At 64.7% G+C, this 25,599-nt stretch carries 27 protein-coding genes; 12 read left to right on the top strand and 15 right to left on the bottom strand.

From position 1 onward, the window contains the following. Positions 1-103: 103 nt before the first annotated feature. The 7 genes from ACNJYA_RS37105 to ACNJYA_RS37075 form a co-directional block, all read right to left on the bottom strand. A complete protein-coding gene (locus tag ACNJYA_RS37105) occupies positions 104-847 on the bottom strand; it encodes an ABC transporter ATP-binding protein (protein ID WP_172786157.1) in 744 nt (247 codons plus the stop codon). Further along, on the bottom strand, positions 844-1,842 hold the full coding sequence (locus tag ACNJYA_RS37100) for a branched-chain amino acid ABC transporter permease (RefSeq protein WP_260381239.1): 999 nt from the start codon (positions 1,840-1,842) through the stop codon (positions 844-846). The genes ACNJYA_RS37105 and ACNJYA_RS37100 overlap by 4 nt, the downstream gene beginning before the upstream one ends. After that, positions 1,839-2,714, bottom strand: a complete 876-nt coding sequence (locus ACNJYA_RS37095; RefSeq protein WP_212256014.1) for a branched-chain amino acid ABC transporter permease — start codon at positions 2,712-2,714, stop codon at positions 1,839-1,841. The genes ACNJYA_RS37100 and ACNJYA_RS37095 overlap by 4 nt, the downstream gene beginning before the upstream one ends. A 165-nt stretch (positions 2,715-2,879) precedes the next feature. Next, positions 2,880-4,010 carry an ABC transporter substrate-binding protein gene (locus ACNJYA_RS37090; RefSeq protein WP_439401722.1) on the bottom strand — a complete coding sequence of 377 codons (1,131 nt, stop codon included), beginning with the start codon at positions 4,008-4,010 and terminating at the stop codon, positions 2,880-2,882. Between the two features lie 56 nt (positions 4,011-4,066). Next, positions 4,067-4,942, bottom strand: a complete 876-nt coding sequence (locus ACNJYA_RS37085; protein ID WP_439364866.1) for a shikimate dehydrogenase — start codon at positions 4,940-4,942, stop codon at positions 4,067-4,069. Between the two features lie 132 nt (positions 4,943-5,074). Further along, a complete protein-coding gene (locus tag ACNJYA_RS37080; RefSeq protein ID WP_439401721.1) occupies positions 5,075-6,013 on the bottom strand; it encodes a LysR family transcriptional regulator in 939 nt (312 codons plus the stop codon). Between the two features lie 428 nt (positions 6,014-6,441). After that, positions 6,442-6,618, bottom strand: coding sequence for a hypothetical protein (locus ACNJYA_RS37075; protein ID WP_172786151.1), 177 nt, complete (start codon positions 6,616-6,618; stop codon positions 6,442-6,444). A gap of 166 nt (positions 6,619-6,784) precedes the next feature. On the opposite strand from ACNJYA_RS37075, the gene ACNJYA_RS37070 reads away from it, so the two are divergent. From ACNJYA_RS37070 to ACNJYA_RS37030, 9 genes are all read left to right on the top strand, one after another. Further along, positions 6,785-7,513, top strand: coding sequence for a helix-turn-helix transcriptional regulator (locus tag ACNJYA_RS37070; RefSeq protein WP_172786150.1), 729 nt, complete (start codon positions 6,785-6,787; stop codon positions 7,511-7,513). 85 nt (positions 7,514-7,598) lie between these two features. Continuing rightward, positions 7,599-8,258: an acyl-homoserine-lactone synthase gene (locus tag ACNJYA_RS37065; protein ID WP_212256020.1), complete on the top strand. Its 660-nt coding sequence runs from the start codon at positions 7,599-7,601 to the stop codon at positions 8,256-8,258. 1 nt (position 8,259) lies between these two features. Next, positions 8,260-8,478: a hypothetical protein gene (locus ACNJYA_RS37060; RefSeq protein WP_172786148.1), complete on the top strand. Its 219-nt coding sequence runs from the start codon at positions 8,260-8,262 to the stop codon at positions 8,476-8,478. A 390-nt stretch (positions 8,479-8,868) separates the two neighbouring features. Then, positions 8,869-9,786 (top strand): branched-chain amino acid ABC transporter permease, encoded by a 918-nt coding sequence (locus tag ACNJYA_RS37055; protein ID WP_018644491.1) that lies wholly within the window; start codon positions 8,869-8,871, stop codon positions 9,784-9,786. Continuing rightward, positions 9,783-10,727, top strand: coding sequence for a branched-chain amino acid ABC transporter permease (locus tag ACNJYA_RS37050; protein ID WP_172786147.1), 945 nt, complete (start codon positions 9,783-9,785; stop codon positions 10,725-10,727). Before ACNJYA_RS37055 ends, ACNJYA_RS37050 begins: the two co-directional genes overlap by 4 nt. Beyond that, positions 10,720-11,487, top strand: coding sequence for an ABC transporter ATP-binding protein (locus ACNJYA_RS37045; protein WP_439401720.1), 768 nt, complete (start codon positions 10,720-10,722; stop codon positions 11,485-11,487). Before ACNJYA_RS37050 ends, ACNJYA_RS37045 begins: the two co-directional genes overlap by 8 nt. Further along, complete coding sequence (locus ACNJYA_RS37040) at positions 11,480-12,193, top strand: ABC transporter ATP-binding protein (protein WP_439401719.1); 714 nt, start codon at positions 11,480-11,482, stop codon at positions 12,191-12,193. The genes ACNJYA_RS37045 and ACNJYA_RS37040 overlap by 8 nt, the downstream gene beginning before the upstream one ends. A 133-nt stretch (positions 12,194-12,326) precedes the next feature. Beyond that, complete coding sequence (locus ACNJYA_RS37035; protein ID WP_439403515.1) at positions 12,327-13,202, top strand: helix-turn-helix transcriptional regulator; 876 nt, start codon at positions 12,327-12,329, stop codon at positions 13,200-13,202. Between the two features lie 185 nt (positions 13,203-13,387). Continuing rightward, on the top strand, positions 13,388-15,637 hold the full coding sequence (locus tag ACNJYA_RS37030; RefSeq protein ID WP_439401718.1) for a TonB-dependent siderophore receptor: 2,250 nt from the start codon (positions 13,388-13,390) through the stop codon (positions 15,635-15,637). 31 nt (positions 15,638-15,668) lie between these two features. Here the strand turns inward: ACNJYA_RS37030 and ACNJYA_RS37025 are convergent, their stop codons facing one another. The 4 genes from ACNJYA_RS37025 to ACNJYA_RS37010 form a co-directional block, all read right to left on the bottom strand. Next, positions 15,669-16,001, bottom strand: coding sequence for a hypothetical protein (locus ACNJYA_RS37025; RefSeq protein ID WP_172786231.1), 333 nt, complete (start codon positions 15,999-16,001; stop codon positions 15,669-15,671). A gap of 155 nt (positions 16,002-16,156) precedes the next feature. Beyond that, positions 16,157-16,300, bottom strand: a complete 144-nt coding sequence (locus ACNJYA_RS37020; protein WP_439401717.1) for a hypothetical protein — start codon at positions 16,298-16,300, stop codon at positions 16,157-16,159. A 288-nt stretch (positions 16,301-16,588) separates the two neighbouring features. Next, the gene (locus tag ACNJYA_RS37015; RefSeq protein WP_212256027.1) at positions 16,589-18,037 is read right to left on the bottom strand and encodes a glutamine synthetase family protein; all 1,449 of its coding nucleotides are present in this window, start codon (positions 18,035-18,037) and stop codon (positions 16,589-16,591) included. A 145-nt stretch (positions 18,038-18,182) separates the two neighbouring features. Further along, positions 18,183-19,541, bottom strand: a complete 1,359-nt coding sequence (locus ACNJYA_RS37010; protein WP_439401716.1) for an aromatic ring-hydroxylating dioxygenase subunit alpha — start codon at positions 19,539-19,541, stop codon at positions 18,183-18,185. A gap of 113 nt (positions 19,542-19,654) precedes the next feature. Between ACNJYA_RS37010 and ACNJYA_RS37005 the strand changes: the two genes are divergently transcribed. Together ACNJYA_RS37005 and ACNJYA_RS37000 are read left to right on the top strand one after the other, a co-directional pair. Beyond that, on the top strand, positions 19,655-20,440 hold the full coding sequence (locus tag ACNJYA_RS37005; protein ID WP_439401715.1) for an IclR family transcriptional regulator domain-containing protein: 786 nt from the start codon (positions 19,655-19,657) through the stop codon (positions 20,438-20,440). Positions 20,441-20,572: 132 nt separating this feature from the next. Further along, a complete protein-coding gene (locus ACNJYA_RS37000) occupies positions 20,573-20,905 on the top strand; it encodes a PRC-barrel domain-containing protein (protein ID WP_172786141.1) in 333 nt (110 codons plus the stop codon). An 86-nt stretch (positions 20,906-20,991) separates the two neighbouring features. Here the strand turns inward: ACNJYA_RS37000 and ACNJYA_RS36995 are convergent, their stop codons facing one another. From ACNJYA_RS36995 to ACNJYA_RS36980, 4 genes are all read right to left on the bottom strand, one after another. Next, positions 20,992-21,426, bottom strand: a complete 435-nt coding sequence (locus ACNJYA_RS36995) for a VOC family protein (RefSeq protein ID WP_439401714.1) — start codon at positions 21,424-21,426, stop codon at positions 20,992-20,994. 124 nt (positions 21,427-21,550) lie between these two features. Continuing rightward, complete coding sequence (locus ACNJYA_RS36990) at positions 21,551-22,378, bottom strand: helix-turn-helix domain-containing protein (RefSeq protein WP_439401713.1); 828 nt, start codon at positions 22,376-22,378, stop codon at positions 21,551-21,553. A 199-nt stretch (positions 22,379-22,577) separates the two neighbouring features. After that, positions 22,578-22,973, bottom strand: a complete 396-nt coding sequence (locus tag ACNJYA_RS36985; RefSeq protein WP_439401712.1) for a group II truncated hemoglobin — start codon at positions 22,971-22,973, stop codon at positions 22,578-22,580. Between the two features lie 3 nt (positions 22,974-22,976). Next, positions 22,977-23,885: a helix-turn-helix transcriptional regulator gene (locus ACNJYA_RS36980; RefSeq protein WP_439364860.1), complete on the bottom strand. Its 909-nt coding sequence runs from the start codon at positions 23,883-23,885 to the stop codon at positions 22,977-22,979. A gap of 121 nt (positions 23,886-24,006) precedes the next feature. Between ACNJYA_RS36980 and ACNJYA_RS36975 the strand changes: the two genes are divergently transcribed. Further along, positions 24,007-25,548 (top strand): benzoate-CoA ligase family protein, encoded by a 1,542-nt coding sequence (locus ACNJYA_RS36975; protein ID WP_439364859.1) that lies wholly within the window; start codon positions 24,007-24,009, stop codon positions 25,546-25,548. Positions 25,549-25,599 lie beyond the last annotated feature (51 nt).

Raw genomic sequence — 25,599 nt, 5'->3', positions numbered from 1 at the left:
CTACAGCATGATCCGGAAAAGTGCGCAGCGGTTTTCCGACAAGATCATGCTCAAACAATAAAACCCAAGCGCGATGACAATTCATTCCAATCTCCATCGCGCTTTAATGTCCGAGATAGGCTTCGATCACGGCGGAGTTCTTGCGGACCTCGTCGGGCCGGCCCATCGCCAGCACCTTGCCTTCCGCCATCACCATCACGCGCGAGCACAGCGACATCACGAACTCCATGTTGTGCTCGATCACGACGAAGGTGGCGTTCTTCTCGCGATTGATCGCGACCAGACGCTCCCTGAGGTCCGCCAGCATCGACGGGTTGACGCCGCCGGCGGGCTCGTCGAGCAGCACCAGGCGCGGGCCGCCCATGAAGGCCATGGCGGCATCGAGCAGCTTCTGTTGACCGTAGGAGAGACCACCGGCTGGCTCGTCGGCGAGATGGTCGAGCTTGAAGAAGCCGATCATCTGGTTGGCGGCCTCGGTCAGCCCGGCATCGGAGCGGCCGATCAGGCGCGAGGCCATGTTGCCCTGGTGCTCCTGTCCGGCGAGGATCAGGTTCTCGCGCACCGACAGCTTTGGGAACACCTGCAGCAGCTGGAAGGTGCGGCTGACGCCGAGCTTGTTGAGCTCGGAGGGGCGCAGGCCCGTGACGACCTGCCCGTCGAGCTTGACCTCGCCGCCTGTCGGCGTGAGCTGGCCGAGGATGCAGTTGAACAGCGTGGACTTGCCGCAGCCGTTCGGCCCGATCAGGCCGAGGATCTCGCCCTCGCGCACGTCGAACGAGACCCCGTTGACGGCGTGAATGCCGCCAAAGCTCTTCTTGATGTCGGTGACCTCGAGGACCGCGCTCATTGCACGGTCTCCAGGCGCGACTTTGCGACGGCGCGCAGCGCGGAGGCCGCCTTGGTGCGGCGTTCGGCGAGATAGCGGTCGAGGATTCCGAGAATGCCCGTCGGCGACCAGATCAGCAGCAGCATCACGGCCACCGCGTAGAGCATCAGATAATAGCCTTCCGTGAAGCGCAGCCATTCCGGCAGCAGCACCGCGATCATCGCGCCGAGGAACGGACCGAAATAGAAGCCGGCACCGCCGACGATCACCATCAGCAGGAGGTCGAGCGAGAGCGACAGGTTGAACGGCACCGGATCGATATATTGCGTCAACGGCGCGTAGAGCGCGCCGGCGACGCCGCCGAGCGCCGAGCCGATCGCGAACGCCATCAGCGTGTAGCGCCGGGTATCGACGCCGAGCGATTGCGCGCGCAAGGGATTTTCCCGCAGCGCCATGAAGGCGCGGCCCCAGGGCGAACGGATCAACCACCACACCGCCAATGAGACGATCGCGAGCGAGCCGAGGCAGACATAGTAGAACGGCAGCGGCTTGTTGGTCGCGATGCCGAAGATGTGCGGGCGCGGGATGTTGGAGATGCCGTAGATGCCGCCGGTGAGCCAGCTCTCGTTGCGGAACACCAGGAAGGCGAGGGTGGAGAAGGCCAGGGTGACGAAGGCGAGATAATGGTGCTGCACGCGCAGCGCGGGATAGCCGAGCACCCAGCCGATCGCAAAGCTCAAGCCGATCGCGACCAGGATCGCCGCCGGCAGCGGCCAGCCATGTGTGGTCATGATCGCGGCCGCATAGGCGCCGATGCCGACGAAGGCGCCCTGCGCCAGCGAGACCTGGCCGGCATAGCCGAGCGTGAGATTGAGCCCCATCGCCGCGATGCTCATCACCGCCCATTGGCTGAGGATGAACAGGCCGTAGCGGTTGAAGTTCATGGGGACGATGATCAGCGCGGCGATGATGGCGAGGCCGAGCGCGATCTTCAGGGGTTTGGCGAAGCCGCTCATACGGTGCGCTCCTCGGCACGGCCGAGCAAGCCCTGCGGCCGGAACAGGATGACGGCGATCAGGAAGATCATCGGCACGGCGGCGCGGTATTGCGTCGAGACATAGGCCGCCGCGAGATTGTCGAGCACGCCGATCAAGAGGCCGCCGACGATCGCGCCGCGCACCTGGTTGAAGCCGCCGACGATCGCGGCGATGAAGGCGGCCTGGCCCAGCACCTCACCGGACGAGAATTTTGCGAGGTAGATCGGCGTGATCAGCAGCGAGGCCAGCGCCACCAGGAAGGCGTTGATCAGGAAGGTCAGCAGGATCATGCGCTCGACCGGCACGCCGATGATGCGCGCTACCGTCGGGTTCTGCGCCGCCGCCTGCATCTGGTGGCCGAGCGAGGTACGGTTCAGCAGCGTGGTCAGGCCGAGAACGGCGAGGATGGCGACCGCGAGCACGCCGATGCTCTGCAGCGACACGGCATGGCCGAGGATGGAGACGTCGCCGGTCGGCACGATCGAGGGGAACGGCGAGGCCTCGGCGCTGAAGAACTGCTTGACGGCCTCCTTGATGCCGATCGCGAGCGCCATGGTCGCGATCGCGAGCGGCAGCACGCCGTGGCGCATCATCGGGTCCACCAGCAGCAGCTTGAAGGCGAGGCCGAGCAGGATCATCGACAAGAGGATGCCGAGGATGATCGCGAGCCAGAACGGCGCGCCGACATGCATCGCCGCCAGCATCAGGAACGCCGGCAGCATCACGAACTCGCCTTGCGCGAAATTGATGGTCTGCGAGGTCTGCCACAGCAGCGTGAAGCCGACCGCAACCAGCGCGTAGATCGCGCCGGTGGCGAGTCCCGCGACCAGAAGATCGAATAGATTGGACATTTTCCCCTCTCTCTTCTCCCTCTCCCCGCTTGCGGGGAGAGGGTTGGGGTGAGGGGGAGTCTCCGCGAGGTCGCTGACAGTCGGACTCGTGGAGGCTCCCCCTCACCCGGAATTTGCTCGCGCAAATTCCGGCCTCTCCCCGCACGCGGGGAGAGGCGAACACCCTCACTTCACCTTCGGCAGCACCTGCTTCACCACCTGCTTGCCCTCGACCACCTCGACCAGGAAGCTCTGGCGGTCGATGTCGCCGGTGTCGCTGAAGGTGACGTCCATCAGGATGCCCGGCTCGTCCGCGGCCTTGATGGTGAGGCCGTGCAGCGTGTCGGCGAATTTCTTCGGGTCGACCTTGCCCATCTTTTCGGTGGTGGCCTTCACCATGTAGACGGCGAGGTAGCCCTTCAGGCCGTTATGATCAGGGACGTAATTGTACTTCTTGGAGAACTTCTCGCGGAACGCCTTGATCAGGTCGACCGGTGCGTCGGTGGTGAGGCCGACATGGCCGCGCGCGCCGTTGGCGGCATCGCCGGCGAGCTCGATCACCTTCTGGCCGATCAACGTGGTCTCGCCCATCAGCGGCCCGGTGACGCCCTGGCGCTTCAGCTCCTTCAGGATGCGCGCGCTCTCTTCTTCATTCAGGTAGACGAACACGGCATCGGGATTGGCGGCCTTGATCTTGCCGACGTCGGCGGCGAAGTCGGCCTGACCCGCCTCGGTGGAGAGATCGGCGACGACCTTGGAGCCGAGCCGGTCGAGCTCCTTGATCATCACGTCGCGCCCGCCGCGGCCGAAGTCGTTGTTGACCCAGACCACCGCGACCGTCTTGGCCTTCATCTCGTCGTGGATGTACTTTGCGACCTTCGGCATCGAGGATTGCTGGCCGAACGAAGTGCGGAACAGGAACTTGTTGCCGCCTTGCGTCAGCTCGGCGGCTTCGCCGCCCATGATCTGCGCGATGCCGGCTTCGGCCGCGAGCGGCGCGGTCACCTTCACCGAGCCGGAATAGCCGGGTCCGAGCAGCACATAGGGCTCGGCGTCGAGCGCCTTCTGCACCTGGGCGCGCGCCACCCCCGGGTTGGACTGCGAGTCGGCGTGGCTGACCTCGAGCTTGCGGCCGAGCACGCCGCCCTTGGCGTTGATCTCCTCGATCGCGAGATCGATGCCGTTCTTCCAGTTCGTGCCGACGGTGGCGCCGCCGCCCGAGAGCTCCGCGACATTGGCGAGCTTGATCGCTTGGCCAAAGGCGCCCGTTGCCGTGATGACGGTGAGCAATGCGCCCACCACTAGCGTTGACTTCATCGTCCTCTCCTCCCGTTTCAAATCTTGCAAGCGGCCTTGTATCCGGCCGCTTCGCCTCAAGCTGCCTGATAGGCCGCGCTGCGCGCAGCCATCACGGCGTCAAAAGCCTCTCCCATGATCTCGGTCGATGGGGCAAGGCCTGTGAACAGTTCGAAGGCGTCGGCGGCCTGGTAAATCGCGAGCTCGCGGCCGGTCATGATCCGGGCGCCTTTCTCTCGCGCTGCGGCCAGCAGCGGCGTGATCAGCGGCGAATAGACGGCGTCGGCGACCCAAAGGTCCGCCCTGAGCAGTCCCACCGGCACCGGCGTGTCACGGTTCGGCAGCATGCCGACCGGGGTGCCGTTGACGAGACCGGTCGCGCCCTCGAGGGCGTCCTCGACGCTGGTGGCGACGCGGGCGCCGCGCGAGGCGAGCAGAGCGACCAGTTTCTCGGCGCGCGCCGGCTCACTGTCGAGAATGCGGATGTCGGCTACTTTCAGGCTCGCCAGCGCAAACGCGATGGCCTTGCCGACGCCGCCGGCGCCGATCACGGCGACGGCGTTGCCGGACGACGCCAGCAACGGCATCACCGCCCGCGCAAAACCCGTGGTGTCGGTGTTGTGGCCGGTCAGCCGGCCATCCCGGACGACGACGGTGTTGACCGCGCCCATGCTGGCCGCGCCCGGCGCCAGTGCGTCGAGCAGCGGCACGACCGCTTCCTTATAGGGGTAGGTGACATTGACGCCGGCAAAGCCGAGCCGCCGGACGCCCTCCAGCATCAGGCGCAGCCCGGCCGCATCGGCGCCCGCGACCTCGATGAGCTGGTAATGGCCGCGCAGGCCGAGCGCCTCGGCGGCGCGCTCGTGCATGGCGGGGGACGCGGAATGCGCGATCGGCGCGCCGATCAGGCCGGTGAGGAGCTTCTTGCTGGCGGCGTATCCGCGTTTCGACATGGTTCGCGATCGTTTCGTTGGGAGCATCCGGCCCCGGCCATTAGCGGGGAAATCTGTGCAATTCCAGCTGCGACGATAGTCTTTCCCCCGCCTAACACAATTACCCTTTTGTCCTGCAAACCTAACATCATGTTACTTCCTTCGTCCGCGGGCCGGGGTGGCCTTGCCACTGCCGCGGGACGGCTCGACCGCGCGCATCTCGGTGCGCAGCGCCTCGATGAAGTATTCGGCGTGCAGCGACAGCGGCGTGCCGCGCTTGACCGCGACATAGGTGTCGAACCGCGTCGGCTCGGCGATCTTCAAGAGCTCGATGCCGGGATAGCCGCCATGGGCCACCGTGAACTGGTCGATGATGGCGATGCCGAGCCCCGCCTTCACCAGCGCGCAGACCGTGGTGCCGAAGCGCGCGCGGATGGTGATGTTGTAGTCGAGCCGATGACGCGCGAAGATCTCGGCCATGATGCGGCCATAGGGATCGTTGGGGTCGATGCCGATCAGCGGATAGCGCGTGATCTCGGCGGCCGAGACCTGCTTGCGGCCGGAGAGCTCGTGGCCCGGCGGCACGATGCAATAGAGCTCGCCCGAGGCGAGCGGCATGAAGTCGAGCCCGGAATGCTCGAGCCGATAGCTCATCGCCACGCACTCGCCGCGGCCTAGCATCAGGTAGTCGATGGCTTCCTCGAGCTTGAGGATGTTGATGTCGATGCCGAGATCGGGATAGCGGCGGCGGACGCGCTCGATCGCGCGCGGCACCATCACCTGCGAGATGCTCGGCACCGAGCCGATGCGTAATTCCGACAGGCCGCCGCGGCCGATCTTGGAGATGATCTCGGAGAGGTCGTCGACCTTCTTGTAGACGCCGTTGATCTGCTCGAAAATGTTCTCGGCTTCCGGCGTCGGGAAGTAGCGCCCATTCTGGCGCTGGAAGAAGCGGATGCCGAGCGAGCGCTCGGTGTATTTGACGAGGCGGCTGATCCCCGGCGCCGAGACGTTGAGCAGCTTCGCCGCACCGCCAATGGTGCCCGTCACCATCACGGCACGGATCACTTCGACCTGGCGCAGCGTCATCATGGCCTTGAAATGTCCCTGGCATCGACAAGAGATCGTGGCGGCGATCATCTCACGAGAGATGCGATGTCATCCAGCGGCAAGTGTGTGTCGATGTGGACGGAGGCGCCCTGCTTTACCCTCCCCTGGAGGGGGAGGGTCGATCGCGCGAAGCGCGAGCGGGGTGGGGTGATCTCTCCACTCGGGCACTGTTCGTCGCGGAGGGACCGTCACCCCACCCCGTCTCACATTTCGCTGCGCTCAATATGAGACGACCCACGGGCGAGCTACGCTCGTCCCGGACCCTCCAGGGGAGGGCAAGAGCGCAGCAGGCTCGTTGCGGATGATGACGAAGCAACTTCCCGGTCAGAGTGTTCGACTAAAATCCGCGCGTTCAGATGGAGAGGCGTTCTCGTGGCGCGATCTGTTGCTTCGGCTGTTGCAACGGCACTCTAGCTCGCTGGCCCTTCCGGCAACACGCTCCCGGCCAGCTCCGCGCGCTCGCTCTGCAGCACCTCGCGCGCAAACTCGATGATCTTCTGCTTGTTTGCGGTTTCGCGGACGGCAAAAAACACGCGGTTCAATTCCAGGCCGAGCACGCTGTTGAGGGCGATGTCCTCGTCTTCCATCGTTGGTTTCCCGCTTCGACGCCTTCAGGTGTATCGTGGCGTCAATTCTGCCACAAGTAGTTTAAATCTTCAGAGTGGATGAGCACCGGGAAACTACTGCCATAGCGAATTGAGGCAGTCTGCGAATACGTGCTATACGGGAGCGGCGAGGGTCAGGAAACTTACGATGTCCGCCGTTGATTATGGCCGGGAGGCGCTCGATTTCATCGAAGGGCTCGCAGCCCATACCAAGGTTTCGGACGCCATGGACGCGCTTGCAACCGCGTTCGGTCGCTACGGTTTCGAACATATCATCGTGACGGGCTTGCCGAATCCCGAGCAGCGCTTTTCCCAGATGGTGCTTGCCAAGAAGTGGCCGGCGGAGTGGTTCAGCCTCTATACCGAAAAGAGCTACGACCGGGTCGATCCCGTGGTTCGCAAATGCCGGCAGACGGTGAACCCTTTCGAATGGTCCGAAGCGCCGTACGATCCGGAGCTGGAGCCCGGTGCGGTCGAGGTGATGCGGCGCGCAGCCGATTTTCGCATGTCGCGCGGCTTCGTCGTGCCGATCCACGGCTTGACTGGCTATGAGGCCGGCGTCTCGCTCGGCGGCGTCCACCTCGATCTCAATGCGCGCAGCAAGCCGGCGCTGCACCTGATCGGGATGTACGGCTTCGATCACATCCGCCGTTTGCTGGAGCCGGTGCCGCATCCGTCCACGCGTCTTACCCCCCGCGAGCGCGAGGTGATCGCCTGGGCCTCGCAAGGCAAGTCTGCCTGGGAAATCGGCGAGATCCTGCACATCACGCAACGCACCGCCGAAGAGCATCTTGCAACTGCTGCGCGCAAGCTCGGCGCCGTCAACCGGACGCATGCGGTCGCCATCGCGATCCGCCACAGAATCATCACTCCCTGAAATCTTCGCCTACTGGGAAATTTCCCAATAGTCGATTTTTCCTTTTTCGCTGAGGCTGCCCCCATTTCAAGCCATGGGGGACTTCATGATTCATGTGATTTCTTGCGTCAATCGGCACCTATACGAGGACGTTCTCGAACAGCATTTCCGAATTCGTCACGAGATTTTCGTCGAGGAGCGGAAATGGGAGGCGCTTCGCAAGCCCGATGGCCGCGAGATCGACACCTACGACAACGAGGACGCGGTCTACCTGCTGGCTCTCGAAAACCGCCGTGTGCTCGGCGGCTCCCGCCTGTATCCGACCACCCGGCCGACGATGATGAGCGAGGTTTTCCCGCATCTCGCCGCGGTGCGCGGTTGCCCTGCGGACCCGCTGGTCTGGGAGTGGTCGCGCTTCTTCGTCACGCGCGAGCGCCGCGATGGCGCGTTCAATTTACAATTGATGGCGGCCGCGCAGGAATTCTGTCTCGATCAGGGCATCGAACGGCTCTGCCTCGTCATGGAGACGTGGTGGTTGCCGCGGTTCCACGACATCGGATTTGTCGTGACGCCGCTGGGATTGCCGGCGCTGGTGGAGAATTCCTGGACCATGGCGGCGACCATCGAGATGCGCCAGGAGTCGCTCGATGTCGTGCGCGACCGTATTGGGATGACGAGCATCGTCCAGCAGGACGGTCCGCGGATCGACTGCATCGCCCGTGCCAACCTCCGCGGTCATGCTGCCGCGCAACGAAAGAGCGCCTGAAATGTCGAACGTGATGCGGGACAGCCAGATCATGGCGCAAATCCGGGACGAGGATCTCGGCTACATGTCCGACATGGCGCTCGAGCTGGCGCAGATGGCGGAAGACACCGGATTGACGACGCTCGCCTATCTGTTTCGGATGGCGGCCCTGGAGGCATCGACGGCCAACAGCGTCCTCACCGAGCCGGAGGAGCTCCCCCGGCAGATGACGTCGCACTAGGCGCAACATGATCGCACCCTCTCATCGCCAGCCGGTGAGAGGGTGATGTCATTTGAGTGCGGCAGGTTGCCTCACGGCGGGCGGCAGCCTTTTTGCATTGCAAGGCGCATATCGGCGCCCCTTTGCTGCACGAAGAAGCGCGGGATGCCTAAAATCCTCTATTGCTCCGAATTGTTTTAAGCCTAAAATGTTTTCTAGATCGTGCTGCCGGGTGCAATCCGCATGTGCCGAGATGCAACAAAGTGCATGTCTGGTGTCGAATCGCTCTTGCCTAGGAACGATACTGCCATTACCCATTTTTCGGCCTTGAAGAGGCAGGGGGAGCTCTTTCACTGATGGCGACTGTGTTCGAACATCGGCGCAACGCTGCGCGCGCCTGAAAGAGTCTTGATGCTGCTCGTCGTCGAACAATTCTTGAATGGGCTGCAGTTCGGCCTGCTGCTGTTCCTGCTCGCCGCCGGCCTGACGCTGGTGTTCGGGATCATGGATCTCGTCAACCTTGCGCACGGCTCGCTCTACATGATGGGCGCCTATTTCGCCGCGACCTTCGCAGCGTGGACCGGCAGCTTCCTGCTCGGCGCGCTGATGGCGCTGGGGGCCACGCTCGTGCTCGGCATCGTGCTGGAGGTGACGGCGCTGCGGCACCTCTACGGCCGCGACCATCTCGACCACGTGCTCGCGACCTTCGGCCTGATCCTGTTCTTCAATGAAGCCGTGCGGCTGATCTGGGGCCCGGCGGGCCTGGCGTTGCCGCTGCCGGCCTGGCTCACGGTGCCGGTGCCGATCCTGCCCGGCATTCATTATCCCGCCTATCGGCTCGCCATCATCGCGGTGGCGCTGCTGGTCGCGCTCCTCCTCTATCTCGGCGTGATGCGCACCCGCATCGGCATGCTGATCCGCGCCGGCGCCTCCAACCGCGAGATGATCGGTGCGCTCGGCATCAACATCAAGCTGCTCTACACGCTGGTGTTCGGCCTGGGCGCCGCGCTCGCGGGCCTCGCCGGCCTGATGCAGGCGCCGATCCTCACCGTGCAGATCGGCATGGGCGAGAACATCCTGATCCTCGCCTTCGTCATCATCGTCATCGGCGGCATCGGCTCGATCCGCGGCGCCTTCCTCGCCGCGATCTTCGTCGGCATGATCGACACGCTCGGCCGCGCCTTCCTGCCGAACCTGCTCCGCCAGGTGCTGAGCGGCGCCGCCGCGTCCACCGCCGCACCCGCGCTGTCCTCCATGCTGATCTATCTCCTGATGGCGATCGTGCTGGTGGTGCGGCCGGAGGGGCTGTTTCCGGCCAACCGTCGATGAAGGGTTTGAGCGTGAGCAAGGCCGTCACGGCCCTGATGCTGGCGGGCCTCGTGCTGCTGCCGCTCTATTCGCAGCTGTCCGGCAACATCTTCATCCTGACGCTGTTCACCCGCATCATCATCCTGGCGCTGGCGGCCGCGAGCCTCAACCTGATCATGGGGTTTGGCGGCATGATGAGCTTCGGCCATGCCGCCTATCTCGGTATCGGCGGCTACGCCGTCGGCATGCTCGCGCAGGAAGGCTTAGGTTCCGGCTTCATCCAGTTTCCGGTCGCGCTCGCCGCGTCCGCGATCTATGCGCTCGTGATCGGCGCGCTCTCGCTTCGCACCCGCGGCGTCTACTTCATCATGATTACGCTGGCCTTCGCGCAGATGGCCTATTACGTCGCCTCGGGGCTGGCGCGTTACGGCGGCGACGACGGCCTCACGATCTACAATCGCAGCGACTTCTCCGGCCTCATCAATCTCGGCAATCGCGTGCAGTTCTACTATCTCTGCCTCGCCTGCCTGTTCGGCGTCGTCTTCCTGATCTGGCGCATCGTCAATTCGCGCTTCGGTCTCGTGGTGCAGGGCCTGCGCTCCAACGAGCAGCGCATGCAGGCGATCGGCTTCCCGGCCAAGCGCTACAAGCTGGTCTGCTTCGTCATATCGGGTACCATGTGTGGCTTGGCCGGCGCGCTGCTCGCCAACAACACCGATTTCGTCAGCCCGGCCGTGATGTACTGGACCCGCTCCGGCGACCTCATGGTGATGGTGATCCTCGGCGGTATGGGCACGTTGTTCGGCCCGATCATGGGTGCGGTGGTGTTCCTGCTGCTGGAGGAGTTCCTGTCGCAGATCACCGAATATTGGGCGCTGATCATGGGGCCGCTGCTGCTGCTCATCGTGCTGTTCGGCCGCGGCGGCATCATGGGCGTGCTCGGGAGGGCTGGCCGTGGCTGAACCCTTGCTCCGCGTCGAAAAGCTGGTGCGCCGCTTCGGCGGCATCATCGCGACCGACAACGTCTCGCTCGACGTCGCATCCGGCGAGTTGCACGCCATCATCGGCCCGAACGGCGCCGGCAAGACCACGCTGATCAGCCAGCTCACCGGACATCTCGCGCCGCATTCCGGCAGCGTCTGGCTGGCGGGGCGGGACATTACCGACTTGCCGGCCTATCGCCGCTGCGCGCTCGGTCTTGCGCGTTCGTTCCAGATCACCTCGCTGCTGCTCGACTTCACCGCCGCCGACAACGTCGCGCTGGCGGCGCAGGCGCATGCCGGCACCTCGTTTCGCTTCTTCGCCAACGCGCGCAAGGAGCGACCCTTGCGCGATGCCGCACACGCCGCGCTCGACCGCGTCGGTCTCGGCCATCGGGCCGATGTCGTGGTGAACAGGCTCAGCCATGGCGAGCGTCGCGAGCTCGAGCTTGCCGTTGCGCTCGCCAGCAAGCCGAAGCTGCTGCTGCTGGACGAGCCGATGGCCGGCCTCGGTGTCACCGAATCCCAGCGCATGGTGAAGCTGCTCCAGGAGCTGCGGAAGGAGGTCTCGATCGTGCTGGTCGAGCATGACATGCCGGCGGTGTTCGCGCTCGCCGACCGCATCTCGGTGCTGGTCTATGGCCGCGTCATCGCCTCTGGCGATCCGGCCGCGATCCGGGCCAACGAAGACGTCAAGCGCGCCTATCTCGGCGATCAGCACGTGGTGACGCATCATGGCTGACACGCTGCTCGACGTCGACGGCATCGAGACCTGTTACGGCCTGTCCCAGGTGCTGTTCGGCCTGTCGCTGTCGATCAAGCCGGGCGAGATGGTCTCGCTGATGGGCCGCAACGGCATGGGCAAGACCACCACCATCCGCTCCATCATGGGCCTGACGCCGGCACGCGCAGGCGCAATCCGTTTCGCGGGCGCTGAGGTGCGGCAGCTTCCGTCCTACAGAATCGCCAAGCTGGGCGTCGGCCTCGTTCCCGAGGGACGCCAGATCTTCCCGAACCTCACCGTACGCGAAAACCTGGTCGCGGCTGCGGCCGATCGCTTCAACAGCGATAATCCCTGGACGCTCGCGGCCATCTACGTGCTGTTCCCGCGCCTGGCCGAGCGTGCGTCCAACATGGGCAACCAGCTCTCCGGCGGCGAGCAGCAGATGCTCGCAATCGGCCGCGCGCTGATGACGAATCCCAAACTCCTGATCCTGGACGAGGCGACCGAGGGCCTCGCGCCGCTGATCCGCGAAGAAATCTGGAACTGCCTGTCGTTGCTCAAGAGCCGGGGCCAGTCGATCCTGGTCGTCGACAAGAACGTCGATCATCTCGCCCGCATCTGCGATCGCCACTACATCATCGAGCGCGGCAAGACGGTGTGGAGCGGCACCTCCGACGAGCTGATGGCCGCGCCGGACTTGCAGCACAAATATCTGGGAATCTGACGCGTTCGTTGCCTTCCCGGCGCAACGCAAGCTTCCTTCGAGCAAATCCAATTTCGAAATCCTCCAAACTGCGCGCTGAGCTCTTGAGCGCGCCGCCGTCAGCCGTCAAAGAAGGCGCGGCGTTGTGGATTCGATGCGGGACTTTTACGAGCAAATTGTCGGGTTGCCTCAGGACGACATCGGTTCCGCACAGCGAGGGGCCGCCCAATGGCTGGATTATCCGGGCTGTGTGTTCGTCAAAGGTGAGTTTCGAGCAGACGCCGAGGGGCCTGCAATCGCGGCGCCGGGCCTGTTCATCTCGGTAGCGTTCGATGAAGCCGACACTGGCCGCGGCACTCTGACGCGCTCAATCGGCGAGAGGCGGATGGGCGTGATGGCTGTGCGGGAGTCCCTCGCCGTGAAACGCTCAGTGCGGTGTGGGAAGCGGCCCGCCATCGGCCTCGCGTTGCCCGAAGCTTCCATCGATCAGCTCGGACTCGGCGCCGCGTTTCGGGCGCTGTTCAAGGACGAGAGATCTGGTGCGGTCATCGTCTCGCGGACCGCACCAGCGCGGGTGCGGGCGGTCGCGGCGGAAATGTTCTCGCCGCCGGTCGCCGGAAACGCGGCGCGATTGTTGTTGTCGGCGCATGCCGCCGAGATCGTCGTCCATGTCTTGTTCGGTGAGTGCGGCCGGATCGCGGTTGATCCGGCGACAGATCTCCAGCGCATGCGGCTGCAATCGGCCAAGGAGCGGATGGACGCCGACCTTGCCTATCCCTGGAGCATCGACGAGCTGGCGCGCAACGCAGGCCTGAGCCGGCGATCTTTCAATCAGAAATTCCAGATCGCCTATGGCGAGAGCGCCATCGATTATCTGAGGGCCCGCCGGCTCGATACCGCACGAGCCCTTCTGATTCACCAGCGCTTGTCGGTCACCGAGGCGGCCTATCGGGTCGGCTATACCCATCCGGCGAACTTCGCGACGGCCTTTCGCAGGCGCTTCGGTCATTCGCCGAGCCGCTGCCAGTAACAGCAGCACGCGATGCGCGGCCTCAGGCCTCAGTCTTGAAAGCTTCCACGTGGAATCAAAGGCGATTTGCGCGGTCGCAAAGGCGGCGTGCGCCTCGATCTGGTTACTCCCGGGTTGTCCAAAGACGGAGCTTGGGGAAGACGATGAGGCGTGGCGACGGGCAAACGTTCCGTTGGGAACGGGTGATGAAGGCTGGTCTGGGTGTGGCCGGTCTGGGCGCGGTTTTGCAGTCGACGCCGACCCTTGCACAGGTCTCCGGGACCAATTCGGGATCAACGGCCGCGACATTGCCGCCCGTCACCGTGGAGGCGCCGAGCCAGGTGCGTCCGCGCGCCCCGTCTACCCAGCGCAATTCACCATCGCAGCGCGGCCGTGTCGCGGCGCAACGCGATGCCGCCTCCAGGCAAGCCGGAAGCCGGGATGCGCGCGAGGCAGGTGGCAGTCGCGCCACGACGTCGAGCGAGAACAGCTACGTCGCGAACAGCAGCTCCGCAGGCACCAAGACGAACACGCCCCTGCTGGAGACGCCGCAGTCGATCTCGGTCGTGACGCGCAAGGAGCTCAACGACCGCGCCGTGCAGACGCTGACGGAAGCAGTCGGCTATGAGCCGGGCGTGCGCATCGATGCCTCAGGCTACGATCCGCGCTTCGACGCCATCTCGATCCGGGGCTTCGACATCACCTATAACGGCATCTATCTTGACGGCCTGCGTCTCGTCGGCGCCGGCCTTGGCGTGTTCAAGACGGAGCCTTATGGCGTCGACAGCATCACCGTGGTCCGCGGCCCGAGTTCGGCGCTCTATGGCCTCGGCTCGCCAGGCGGACTGATCGATCTGCAAAGCAAGCTGCCGACCAGCCAGCCGTTCCACGAGGTGCAGACGCTGTTCGGCGACCGCGATCGCGTCCAGGGCAATTTCGATGTCTCGGGGCCGATCGATCCCAACGGCCAATTTTCTTATCGGCTGACCGGCGTGGTGCGCGACGCCGACGTGTTCGTGCCGGGAGGCAAGGACAATCGCACCTATGTCGCTCCCGCCGTCACCTGGCGACCGGATCAATCGACAACCCTCACGCTTCTCGGCGCCTATCAGAGATCGAAGACGCCGGGCTCGATGTTCACTTATTCGGCGGGGACCGGCACCACCACGGATATCTTCACGGGCAGCCCGTCTTACAATTCGCTCGAGCAGGAGCAGGGGCGGGTCGGCTATCTGTTCGAGCACGCGTTCAACAACGCCGTGACCGTTCGCCAGAAATTCCGCTACGTCGATCTCGACGCGGTTACGCGCTACGTCGGCTTTCTCGGTGTTCCCGTCGGCAATGTCGTGTCGCGTTATACCGGCTACGTCCACGACACGCTGCAATCGGCCATCATGGACAACCAGGTCGAGGCAAGGCTCTCCACTGGCCCCGTGCAGCACACGCTCCTGGTCGGCACCGACTATACGTCGTCGAGGTTCACCGACAAGCAGGGGTTCGGCTTCGGCGTGTCCGATCTCAATCTGGCTGCGCCGGTCTATGCGCCGGAATCGATTCCGGATCCCGCGATCTCGTCCTCCACGGCGCAGCGGCAAACCCAGTCCGGCATCTACATTCAGGATCAGGCCAAGCTCGACCACTGGATCCTGACGCTCAGCGGCCGCAGCGACTGGGTCCGCACCACGAGCGAGGACCTGTTCGCGCTGACGAGACAGGCGCAGTCCGATCAGGCCTATAGCGGGCGGGCAGGACTGACCTATGTGTTCGATTCCGGTGTGGCGCCCTACGTCGCCTATTCGACGTCGTTCTTTCCCAATCTCGGCGTCGATCCGTCGGGCGCCTTCTTCAAGCCGACCACCGGCAAGCAGACCGAGATCGGCGTGAAGTATCAGCCGCTGGGGACGCGGAGCTTCATCACCGCCGCGCTGTTCGACCTGACCCAGGATGGCGGCCTGGTGACGACGGGCGCGGGCGTGACGATCCAGCGCGGCGAGATTCAAAGCCGCGGCTTCGAATTGCAGGGGCTTGCAAGCCTCGGCAACGGTTTCGATATCACCTCGTCCTACACCTATCTCGACATGGTCACCAAGCAGGCCGGCGACAGCGCGCTGGTCGGCAAGTTTCCGTCCGGCAATCCTCCGCACACCGTGACACTGTGGGGGAATTATGCCCTGCCGCTGGCTGGCCCCTTCGCGGGCCTGAGCGTCGGTGCCGGCGCGCGCTACATGTCCTGGAGCTATGGCGATGATCTGAACACGTTCAGGAACAGCTCGGTGACGCTGGTCGACGCGGCGCTGAAATACGATTTCGGCCAGGCGGCGAAGGAGCTGAAAGGGCTTCAGTTCCAGGTCAACGCCAAGAACCTATTCAATGTGCACTACACGACCTGTCAGGTCGGTTATTGCTACCGCGGTGCGCCGCTGACCGTCATCGCCACGCTTGGCTATCGCTGGTGAGCGTAGCTGCCGGGCGGATGCGGCCGGACGATTACCAATAGATCCCGTGGCGGTGCAGTTCGCGGATCACGCGGGCTTCGACGGACGGCTGCCGGCGTTTCGGCTTTGGCGTTTCGGTCGTCTTTGCCGCCGGCGTGGTGGTTGATTGCGCCGGAGCTGCGGCTGTCGGTGTCGTCGCGGCGGGCGCGGCCGGCGTCTGGACGTTTGCCGGTGAGGCTTGCGTCGCCTGCGGCGGCGTGGCGGCCGGCTGCTCGGTGGCCGGCTGGTTCGGATTGGCCGCCGCCAGGCTGAGGCTCCGCGAGCCTCCGGCGTGGGCTTGGCTTGCGAGCAGCGACATCGCAGCGATCAGGATCAGCTTGCGCATGGAAATCCCCGTCATCTGGTCAATCGATCTTACCTAATTCCCGTGCGGCTCAACGCGCGAGGCGGTGCACGCCGATCTCGACCAGGGTGGTCCGGCAGGACAGGCGATAGATCAGGCTGAAAAGCTGACTCCACATGACCGAACTCCGTTGTTGATCATTGGAAGGCGTTGTACGCCGCCTGCCTTTCCGGCGTTTTTCGCCGGATGAGGAAAATGGCTTCGTCCGGGGCCGGCGCGATGTCGTCGGAACATTCCGGAAGAAGCCGCCTCACGCCGGCGTGAAGCAGCGTGCCGATCAAGGCCGGACCGGATTCCGATAGAGGCCGGTAGTTGTCCCGAGATGAAGCGTGCGCGGCGCGGCAGTATCGTGCGGGCGGCCTTCAGACCCGGTTATTGTATGAGTTCCGATCGCGAAGACGATCCGCCGATCCTCATCTGCTCAAAATGCAGGCGCCCGATGAAGTTCCTGGCGACACTACCTGGAATAGTCACACTGCCTGCGGAGCACGTTTATTTTTGCGTCCAGTGCCGTCGGGTCGACACGATTCGGCTGAAGTGAGGCGCCGGCGCCGGCGAGCCCGACCTGCTCAAAACACCTCGAAATATTCGCGATGCTCCCAGTCGGTCACTTCCGACAGGAAGCGGTCGATCTCGGCGTTCTTGATGTGGGTGTAGTAGTCGACGAACTCCGCCCCGAGCTTCTCGCGGAAGAACGGGTCGTCCTTGAGCGCTGAGACCGCATCGCGCAAGCTTTTCGGCAATGGCGGCGCCTTGGTCTCGTAGGGCGTGTCGGCCGAGGGGCCGGGATCGAGCTTGCGATCGACGCCGTCGAGGCCGGAGAGAATCTGCGAGGCCATGTAGAGATAGGGATTGGCCGCGGGCTCACCGATGCGGTTCTCCAGGCGCGTTGAGGCATCACCGGCGCCGCCGAGCACGCGGATCATCACGCCGCGATTGTCGCGGCCCCAGATCGCACGGTCGGGCGCCAGCGAATAGGAGCGATAGCGCTTGTAGCCGTTGATGGTGGGCGTGGTGAACAATGTCGAGGCGCGGGCGTGATCGAGCAGGCCGGCGAGGTAGGATTTGCCGAACGCGCTGAGCGGCTCGCCGCCATCCGTCGCCGCTTCCTGGGCCATGAACAGATTGTCGCCGCTCGCGCGCGAGACGATCGACTGATGCAGGTGCCAGCCGCTCGCGAACACGTTCGGCAGCTTCGGCCGGCACATGAAGGTGGCGTGATAGCCATGGCGGCGCGCGATCTGCTTCACCGCGCTGCGGAACAGCACCATGTTGTCGGCGGGCTCCAGGCCCTTCTTCGGCTGGAACGTGAATTCGCACTGGCTGGGGCCGAACTCGACCTCGACCGAGCGCAACGGCAGCCCCAGCGCGACGATGTCGCGGCGCAGGATCTCCAGCACCGGCTCCATCTGATCGAAGCGTTGCTCGGTGAGATATTGGTAGCCGTGGCTGAGCAGGCTGACCGACGGCGGCGTGCCGGGCTGGCCTGCGTCTTCCGCGCGCATATGCGGATCGTCGAGCCTGAAGATGTGGAATTCCACTTCGAGCCCCGCCACGAAATCGTGGCCGCGCGTGCCGAGCTCGCCGAGGACGCGCTTGTAGAGCCCGCGCGTCGCGAAAGGCACGGGACGGCCGTCGTTGAAATAAAGGTCGCACAGCACCCAGCCCGTGGTGGGCGCCCACGGCAGCACGCGAAACGTGGTGGGATCAGGCACCATCAGCACGTCGGCCGCGCCCTCCATCTCCTTCATGCCGAAGCCGCCGCCTGCCGTGAACACGGGGAATACCGTGCGATGCGAGGTATCCTTGGCCAGCATGGTGGTGGTGATGGAGCAGCCGCTCTCCAGCGAGGCGATCGCCTCGGATGCGACGATGGTCTTGCCGCGCAGGATGCCGTGCTGGTCGGGGAAGGCGAGGCGGATGACCTCGAGGTTCTTCTCCTCGGCGATGCGGCGCATGCGCTGGGCTGCGTCCCTCTGCTCATCCGACCACAGCGCATGTCGCGCGACGAAAGTCACTTTGCTACTCCTCCAGTCGTGAGGCGCGAAGCATGCGCCACATTCTCCGTCATTGCGAGGAGCTCTTGCGACGAAGCAATCCAGAAATGCATCCGCGGTGACAGACTGGATTGCTTCGCTTCGCTCGCAATGACGAGGATAGACGTCACTCCGCCGCCGTCAGCCGGTGCACGTTGTCCGCGATCTCCTTCGGCACCGGCGCGGTCCATGGCGCGCCGCGGCGGCGCTTGACGTCGACTTCCATCCAATAGGTCTCCCAGCCCCGCGTCGGTCCGATGCCGTCCATCGTCGCTGGCCCCTGAATGCTGCGCGCGTTGGCCGCGTCCAGAAACAGCATCGGCCTCTCGCCGCCGGAGACCTTCTCGATCTCCTGCCGCAGCAGGCGGCGATACTGCACGATCGCCTTGTCGCTCTGTCCGAGATGCTCCTTGGTACGATCCTGGATCGCGCCCATCGATTCCACCGCCCATTGGTCGTGGACGTTGATGTCGTTGCCCATGCCGGTATAGGTCGCGGTCTGCTGCTCGTGCGGATCGAAACCGTAATCGTTAGCTCGGTTCTTGCGCGATTTGTAGTCGGGCAGCTCGTAGAGCTCGAGCCGCTGGTCGCGCATCTTCTGCTTTTCGACCGGGTTCGAATAGCTCGTGAAGATCGCGTACCAATAGCAGTTCTCGTCATCGACAGGCACGTGCCACTGCGTGATCGTCATCTCCGTGCTCATGGGGATGACGAAGCCGTGCGGGAACAGCTGGTTGGTGACGCGCACATGGGTGCGCTCCTCGTCGATCTCGCGCAGCGCGATCAGGCGCAGGCCATATTCGGTGTGCTCGACATTGATGATCGGGCGGTCGTATTCGCGCAGGATCTTCGTCATCGGCAGATCGCTGCCGGCGGAGGCGCCGCGAAACTGCTTGCCGTAGGCGGTGGAGGTGTCCTCGTCCTCGAAGAAGCGGTGCAGATAGGAGGCGTGGGCGGGATCGATGCCGACCTCCAGCGCCTGCAGCCAGTTGCAGGCCATGTGGCCCTTGAACGCGAAGGTATGGCTGCTTGGTGCAATGAAGCAATCGATCTCCGGGAACGCCGGCGGCTCACCCTCGCCGAGATAGGCCCAGAGGATGCCGCTCTTCTCGATGACGGGGTAGGAGCGCTGGCGGATGTTCTGGCAAAGCTTGGAATCCTTCGGCTCGGCCGGCGTCTCGATGCACTGGCCGGTGGCGTCGAACAGCCAGCCATGGAAGGCGCAGCGCAGGCCACCATGCTCGAGCCGTCCGAAGGCGAGGTCGGCGCCGCGATGGGCGCAGTGGCGGTCGATCAGCCCATAGCGCCCGGTCTCATCGCGGAACAGCACCAGGTTCTCGCCGAGCAGTTTCACCGGACGGATCGGCCGCGCACCCTCCAGCTCGTCCACCAGTGCCGCCGGCTGCCAGTAGCTCCGCATCAGCTTCCCGCACGGATCCTTCGGCCCGGTGCGGGTGATCAGGTCGTTCTGCTCCTGGCTCATCATGGCGGTCGCGTCCTTTTCTGGAGAAGCGTTCTGTTCGCCTATTGAACGAATGGGCGAATTATGACATGAGCTGGAGCGCCAGCAAGTACTATTTTGCAGGATTTTCCCCTGACATGCCCAAGCTGAAGCGGACTGAGACTGACGAGCGCGCAACGGATTTCGTCGAGGCCCTCGACCGCGGGCTGCGCCTGCTGCAGTGCTTCGGCACAAATGCCGGCCCGATGACGCTGAGCGATCTCGCCCGCGCTGCCGATCTGCCGCGTGCGACGGCGCGGCGCATGCTGTTCACGCTCCAGCGCGGCGGCTTCGTCAGCGGCGATGGGAAACTGTTCTCGCTGACGCCGCATGTGCTGACGCTGGCCGCGTCCTATTTGCGATCCAACCAGCTCGTCACGGTGCTGCAACCGGTGCTCGATCGCGTTGCGACGGCGGCGAATGAAATCTCCTCGCTGGCCGTGCTCGACCGCGACGAGGTCGTGTTCATCGCCCGCAGCAGTCCGGCGCGCATGTTCTCCGGCGGCCTCGAGATCGGCTACCGCCTGCCGTCCTTCTGCACCTCGGTCGGCCGCGCCATGCTCGGCCAGCTCGACGACGCCGATCTCGCTGCCCGGCTGAAGACGATGAAACGGGAGGCGCTGACGCCGCAGACGGTGACCGATCCGAAGGCGCTGCTCGCGCGCATCGCTGCCGACCGGTCCCAGGGCTATTCGCTGGTCGACCGCGAGGCCGAGCCGCATTTCCGCTCGATCTCGGTCCCCGTCCGCCGCTACGACGGCGTGATCGTCGCCGCCATCAACATGGGCGCGCATGTCGACCGCGTGCCGGCGCAGGAGCTGATCGACCGCTTCCTGCCGCTGTTGCGGGACGGTGCGGAGGCGGTGCGTTCGCAGTTGCTGTAAGCGTGTAGGGTGGGTTAGCCGAAGGCGTAACCCACCACTTCCGTCCACGCGGAAACTAAAGAGGTGGGTTACGCTTCGCTAACCCACCCTACTCAGCTATAATGCGCTCCACACAAGACCAGGGAGCACGCCATGCAACACACCATGGTTCCCAGTGATCGCGTGGAGCACGTCGCCGTCTACGGACGCGACGGCACGAAGCTCGGCACGATCGAGCGACTGATGCTCGACAAGATGAGCGGAACGGTCGCCTATGCCGTGATCAAGACCGGCGGGCTGCTCGGTACACGTCACCATTATCCGCTGCAGTGGAGCGCGCTGAAATACGATCCGGCACGGCAGGCGTTCCAGATCGAGCAGACGCTGGACGAACTCAGCAGCGGCCCGTGCGAGTTCGATGGCGACGCGTTCGACTGGGGCGACCGCTCGCGGCCCTACCCGCATCCGAATTACTGGTCGATCTAGCGGGGAAACGGTCGGCCAGCGCGCATTCTCGGCGCGGATGCGGCTGGCTCAAGCGGCGCCCGAGCGTTGTCCGACGCGAGCGCCCGCTAGCCGGGAAGCGGCTGCTCGCCGACTTTGGGCCAATAGGTGCCAAAGCTCCAGAGCCCGCCCTCCGGATCGCGCGCGGCGAAATCGCGGCTGCCATAATCGGTCGTGTAGGGCTCCATCTCGATCTGCGCCCCGGCGGCCTTGATCTTTTGATAGAGCGCGTCGGGCTCATCAACAGCGAGATAGACGGCATCCGTCCGCCGGCCGCCGATGTCGCCAACCTGTCTGCCGTAGGCGTCGTCGCGATGCGCGCCCAGCATGAGGATCGACGATCCGAACGCCAGCTCGGCGTGAACGACCGTGCCCTCCTTGCGGTACACCACGCGTTCGGTGAAGCCGAGAACGTTCTTCAGCCAGGCGATCATCGCCTCCGTATCCTTGCAGCGCATGGTGTGGAAGAGGCGCGGCGCTTCATAAACGTTCGGCGGGTTCATGACACTCTCCAAGCTCGTTCCAAGTCCGGTGCAAGTCCTTGTCTGTTGCGAAACCGACCCTAGTCCGGATCAAGCCAGCCGGCTTGAACAAATGGGACCTGCCCGTGTCTCGCCCCGCGTGGCGCTAGCCTCCGCCGTCGCGCATCAGTCGTGGATCGATGACATCGAGCCGCGCGGCCCATCCGGTCGGTGTCTCTCCGCTGAAGATGCGGAAATCGCGCGCAAGATGTGCCTGGTCGGCATAGCCGGCCTCCGCGGCAATGGCCGCCCAGCCGCCTGCGCCGTCCGTCCGGGCCAGGATGCAAGCTCGATGAAAGCGCAGCATCTGGGCCAGCGTCTTTGGCGGAACGCCGATCTCGTGGTGGAAGCGGCGCGTGAGATGCTTGCGGCTCCAGCCGATGTCGGAGGCAATGTCGGCGATTCTGACCGCGCCCGCGCCTCGCCAGAGCGTCTGCAACGCGAAAGCGATCTCAGGCGAGGGCTCATGCACGGCGTGGCGAAGCACGAAGTCTTCCACGATCTCGAATCGTCGCTGCCAGCCGGCCGCCTCGGCCACCCTCGCGCGGAGGTCGCTACCGTGCCGCCCCCAAATGTCGTCGAGTCCGACGATCCGTGCGGTCAGATCGGGCACGGCTCCTCCGAAGAAACGATACGCCCCGAGCGGCGTGAAATCGACCTGAACGCATTCGGCGTGTCCGTCGGATTCGATAACGACCGGTCCGGGAAACAGACCCGCCGCGAAACTCGGCCGCGCATCGGCGGTGTCCGGTTGGTGTCCGAGTGCAATACGGAAGGGCGTTCCCAAATTCACCAGCAGAGGCAGTGTAAGCGGCGCGGCGTGCCGGAAGGCGGCCAGGCCGATGCCGCGCTCGCGGTAGAACGAAATGCTGGAGACCAGGCGCGCAAGGCGCGGCGAGGGCGGTCGACGAACGACATCGGGAGGCGCGTCCATCGCACGCTACCTTTCGTCCGCCTCGCGCTCCACCTCCTTGTAGAGCACGCCTGCCATCTCACGTGTGCTCGCGTCCGCGCGCACGGTGTCACGGAGGATCTCGGTCATGTCTGGAGCTTAGCAGGCGATCGCGGCGGAACTCAAATGACCCGGTGCAGGGTACGTGATACGCCGTCGGACTGCGCCAAAGGCGGCCCTGTCACGGCCGGTTGCGCATCCAATCCGCAAGGCTCGACAGTGCCTTGTCGAGATCCTGCCGTGCGATGGCATCGGTGATCGTCTGCTCCATCGCGCCGCGCATGCACAGCATCCACGCGTCGCGCTCGGCGTCTCCAATGGAAAAGCCGAAATGGCGCTGGCGCAGCCGCGGATGGCCTTTCTCGGGCGTATAGAGCCGCGGGCCGCCGGTCCATTCGGTGAGGTAGCGCTTCAGCACGTCCCTGATCAGGCCGAGGTCGTCCGCATGCATGGCGCGGATGATCTTCGCCTCCGGCAGCGAGTCCATGCGGTCGTAGAAGCGGTCGACCAGGGCGTCGATCGTGGCGCGGCCGCCGATCCGCTCGAACATGGAGATTACGGTGGTGGTGTCGGTCATTCTCTACAGCGCCACGCTGCGTAGGCCGAAGCTGCGGGCCTCGTTCTGCAGCACCGGGCGCACCGCATCGATCAGGCGCGCGGCGGCGGCGTCGACCGACAGCCCCGCCGTATCCACCACCGCGGTCGCGCGCGAATACAGCGGCTCGCGGCTCAGCAGGATGTTGCGCAGCTCCGTCATCGCCGAGCGATCATCCGCCATCGGGCGCAGATCGCCCTGGCGGCGCACGCGCGCCATGTGCTCCTCGGGCTCGGCCTTCAGCCAGATCGTGTAGAACGAGCTCAGGACCTTGTCGAAGGTCAGGGGCTCGGAGACGATGCCGCCGCCGGTTGCCAGCACCATCAGCTCGTTGCGCGCCAGCAGCTGTTGCAGCGCCGCCTGCTCCATGCGGCGAAAGCCTTCCTGGCCGTAGAGCGCGATGATCTCGGCGACCGAGAGCCCGTTCTGCTGCTCGACCTCCTTGTTGAGCTCGACAAAGCTCCAGCCGATCTTCTTCGCCAGCATCCGCCCAAGCGTCGACTTGCCGGCGCCGCGCAGGCCGATCAGCGCGATGCCGCAGAATGGCGCGCGCCGCGGCGCGGAGGCGCTGGCCCCAGTGAGCAGATCTTTTGCTTGCGCGATCTGGCTGGGGGTCGCCTTGCGCAAGAGGTCGCGAAACATCTGCCAGTCCGGCGTCGGATCGGCGCTTGGCAGCAGGTCTTCGAGGTGCGCGCCCATCGCGTCGGAGACGCGGCGCAGCAGCACGATCGAGACATTGCCCTTGCCGCTTTCGAGCTGCGCGATGTAGCGCTCCGAGATTCCCGATACCTTGGCGAGCACTTTGCGCGACATGCCGCGCAGCGCGCGCATGGTGCGCACACGCTGGCCGAGCTGTTCGAGGAAGCGGGATTCGGCGTCGGGACTTTCGGTCATGAGCCTTCTTTACAGGTGTCCTGCGGCGCGTTTTAATGAAACATAGTGCCTGCTGGCATTGACAGCAAGCCGCCGTGGTGTCTTTCTATGAATTATAATTCTAAATTCGGGAGAGATGTCCGTGAGCGAGGGATCCTACAACGCGGTGACCTGGCTGCTCGACCGTAACGTCGAGGAGGGCAGGGGCAGCAAGCTGGCCTTCGATGACACCGTCTCGCGGCTCACCTATGGCGAGCTCCAGCAACAGACCCGGCGCGCCGCCAACATGCTGCGCCGGCTCGGCGTCCGCCGCGAGGAGCGCGTGGCGATGATCATGCTCGATACGGTCGATTTTCCGATCGTGTTCCTGGGCGCGATCCGCGCCGGCATCGTGCCGGTGCCGCTCAACACGCTGCTGACCGCGGACCAATACGCCTACATCCTCGCCGATTGCCGCGCGCGCGTGCTGTTCGTGTCCGAAGCGCTCTACCCCGTCATCAAGGACGTCGTCGGCCGCATGCCTGATCTCGAGCATGTCGTGGTCTCCGGCGCCAAGCAGAACGGCCACAAGCAGCTTGCCGAAGAGCTGGCCGCCGAGAGCGACCAGTTCACCACCGCCGCGACGCATCCGGACGAGCCGGCGTTCTGGCTGTATTCGTCGGGGTCAACGGGCATGCCCAAGGGCGTGCGCCACATCCATTCCAATTTGCAGGCGACCGCCGACACCTACGCAAAACAGGTGCTCGGCATTCGCGAGAGCGATGTGTGTCTCTCCGCGGCGAAATTGTTCTTCGCCTATGGCCTCGGCAATGCGCTGACCTTTCCGATGTCGGTCGGCGCCAGCGTGATCCTCAACAGCGAGCGGCCGACCCCGGCGCGCATGTTCGACCTGATGAACCGCTACGATCCCTCGATCTTCTACGGCGTGCCGACGCTGTTCGCGGCGATGCTCAATGACGAGACGATGAAGAGCGAGCGCGGCGGCAAGGCGTTGCGCATCTGCACCTCCGCGGGCGAGGCGCTGCCGGAATCGGTCGGCAACAGCTGGAAGGCGCGCTTTAACGTCGACATCCTCGACGGCGTCGGCTCGACCGAGCTGTTGCACATTTTTCTTTCGAACGCGCCCGGCGACATCAAATACGGCTCGTCCGGCAAGCCGGTGCCAGGCTATGCGGTGCGGCTCGTCAACGAAGCCGGGCAGGATGTTGCCGACGGCGAAGTCGGCGAGCTCCTGGTCGATGCGCCCTCGGCCGGCGAAGGCTACTGGAACCAGCGTCACAAGAGCCGCCGAACCTTCGAGGGACCGTGGACCCGCACCGGCGACAAATATGTCCGTGACGCGGATGGCCGCTACACCTTCTGCGGCCGCGCCGACGACATGTTCAAGGTCTCAGGCATCTGGGTCTCGCCGTTCGAAGTGGAGAGTGCGCTGATCACGCATCCGGCGGTGCTGGAAGCTGCTGTCGTGCCCGAGGCCGATCCGGAAGGACTCTTGAAGCCCAAGGCCTTCGTCGTGCTGCGTCCCGGCGCCAAGACGACGGATTTGCAGGAGATGCTCAAGGAGCACGTCAAGCAGAAGATCGGCCCCTGGAAATATCCGCGCTGGATCGACGTGGTGGACTCGCTGCCGAAAACGGCGACCGGCAAGATCCAGCGGTTCAAGCTGCGGGAAGGGGCGCATTGAGCGTGTGGCGCTTGCTTACCCTCCCCTGGAGGGGGAGGGTCGGCACGCGAT

Source organism: Bradyrhizobium sp. BLXBL-01 (assembly GCF_051853025.1).
Lineage (GTDB): Bacteria > Pseudomonadota > Alphaproteobacteria > Rhizobiales > Xanthobacteraceae > Bradyrhizobium.
The sequence above is the reverse complement of the archived record's forward strand: the minus strand, read 5'-3'. Positions and strand labels throughout refer to the sequence as shown.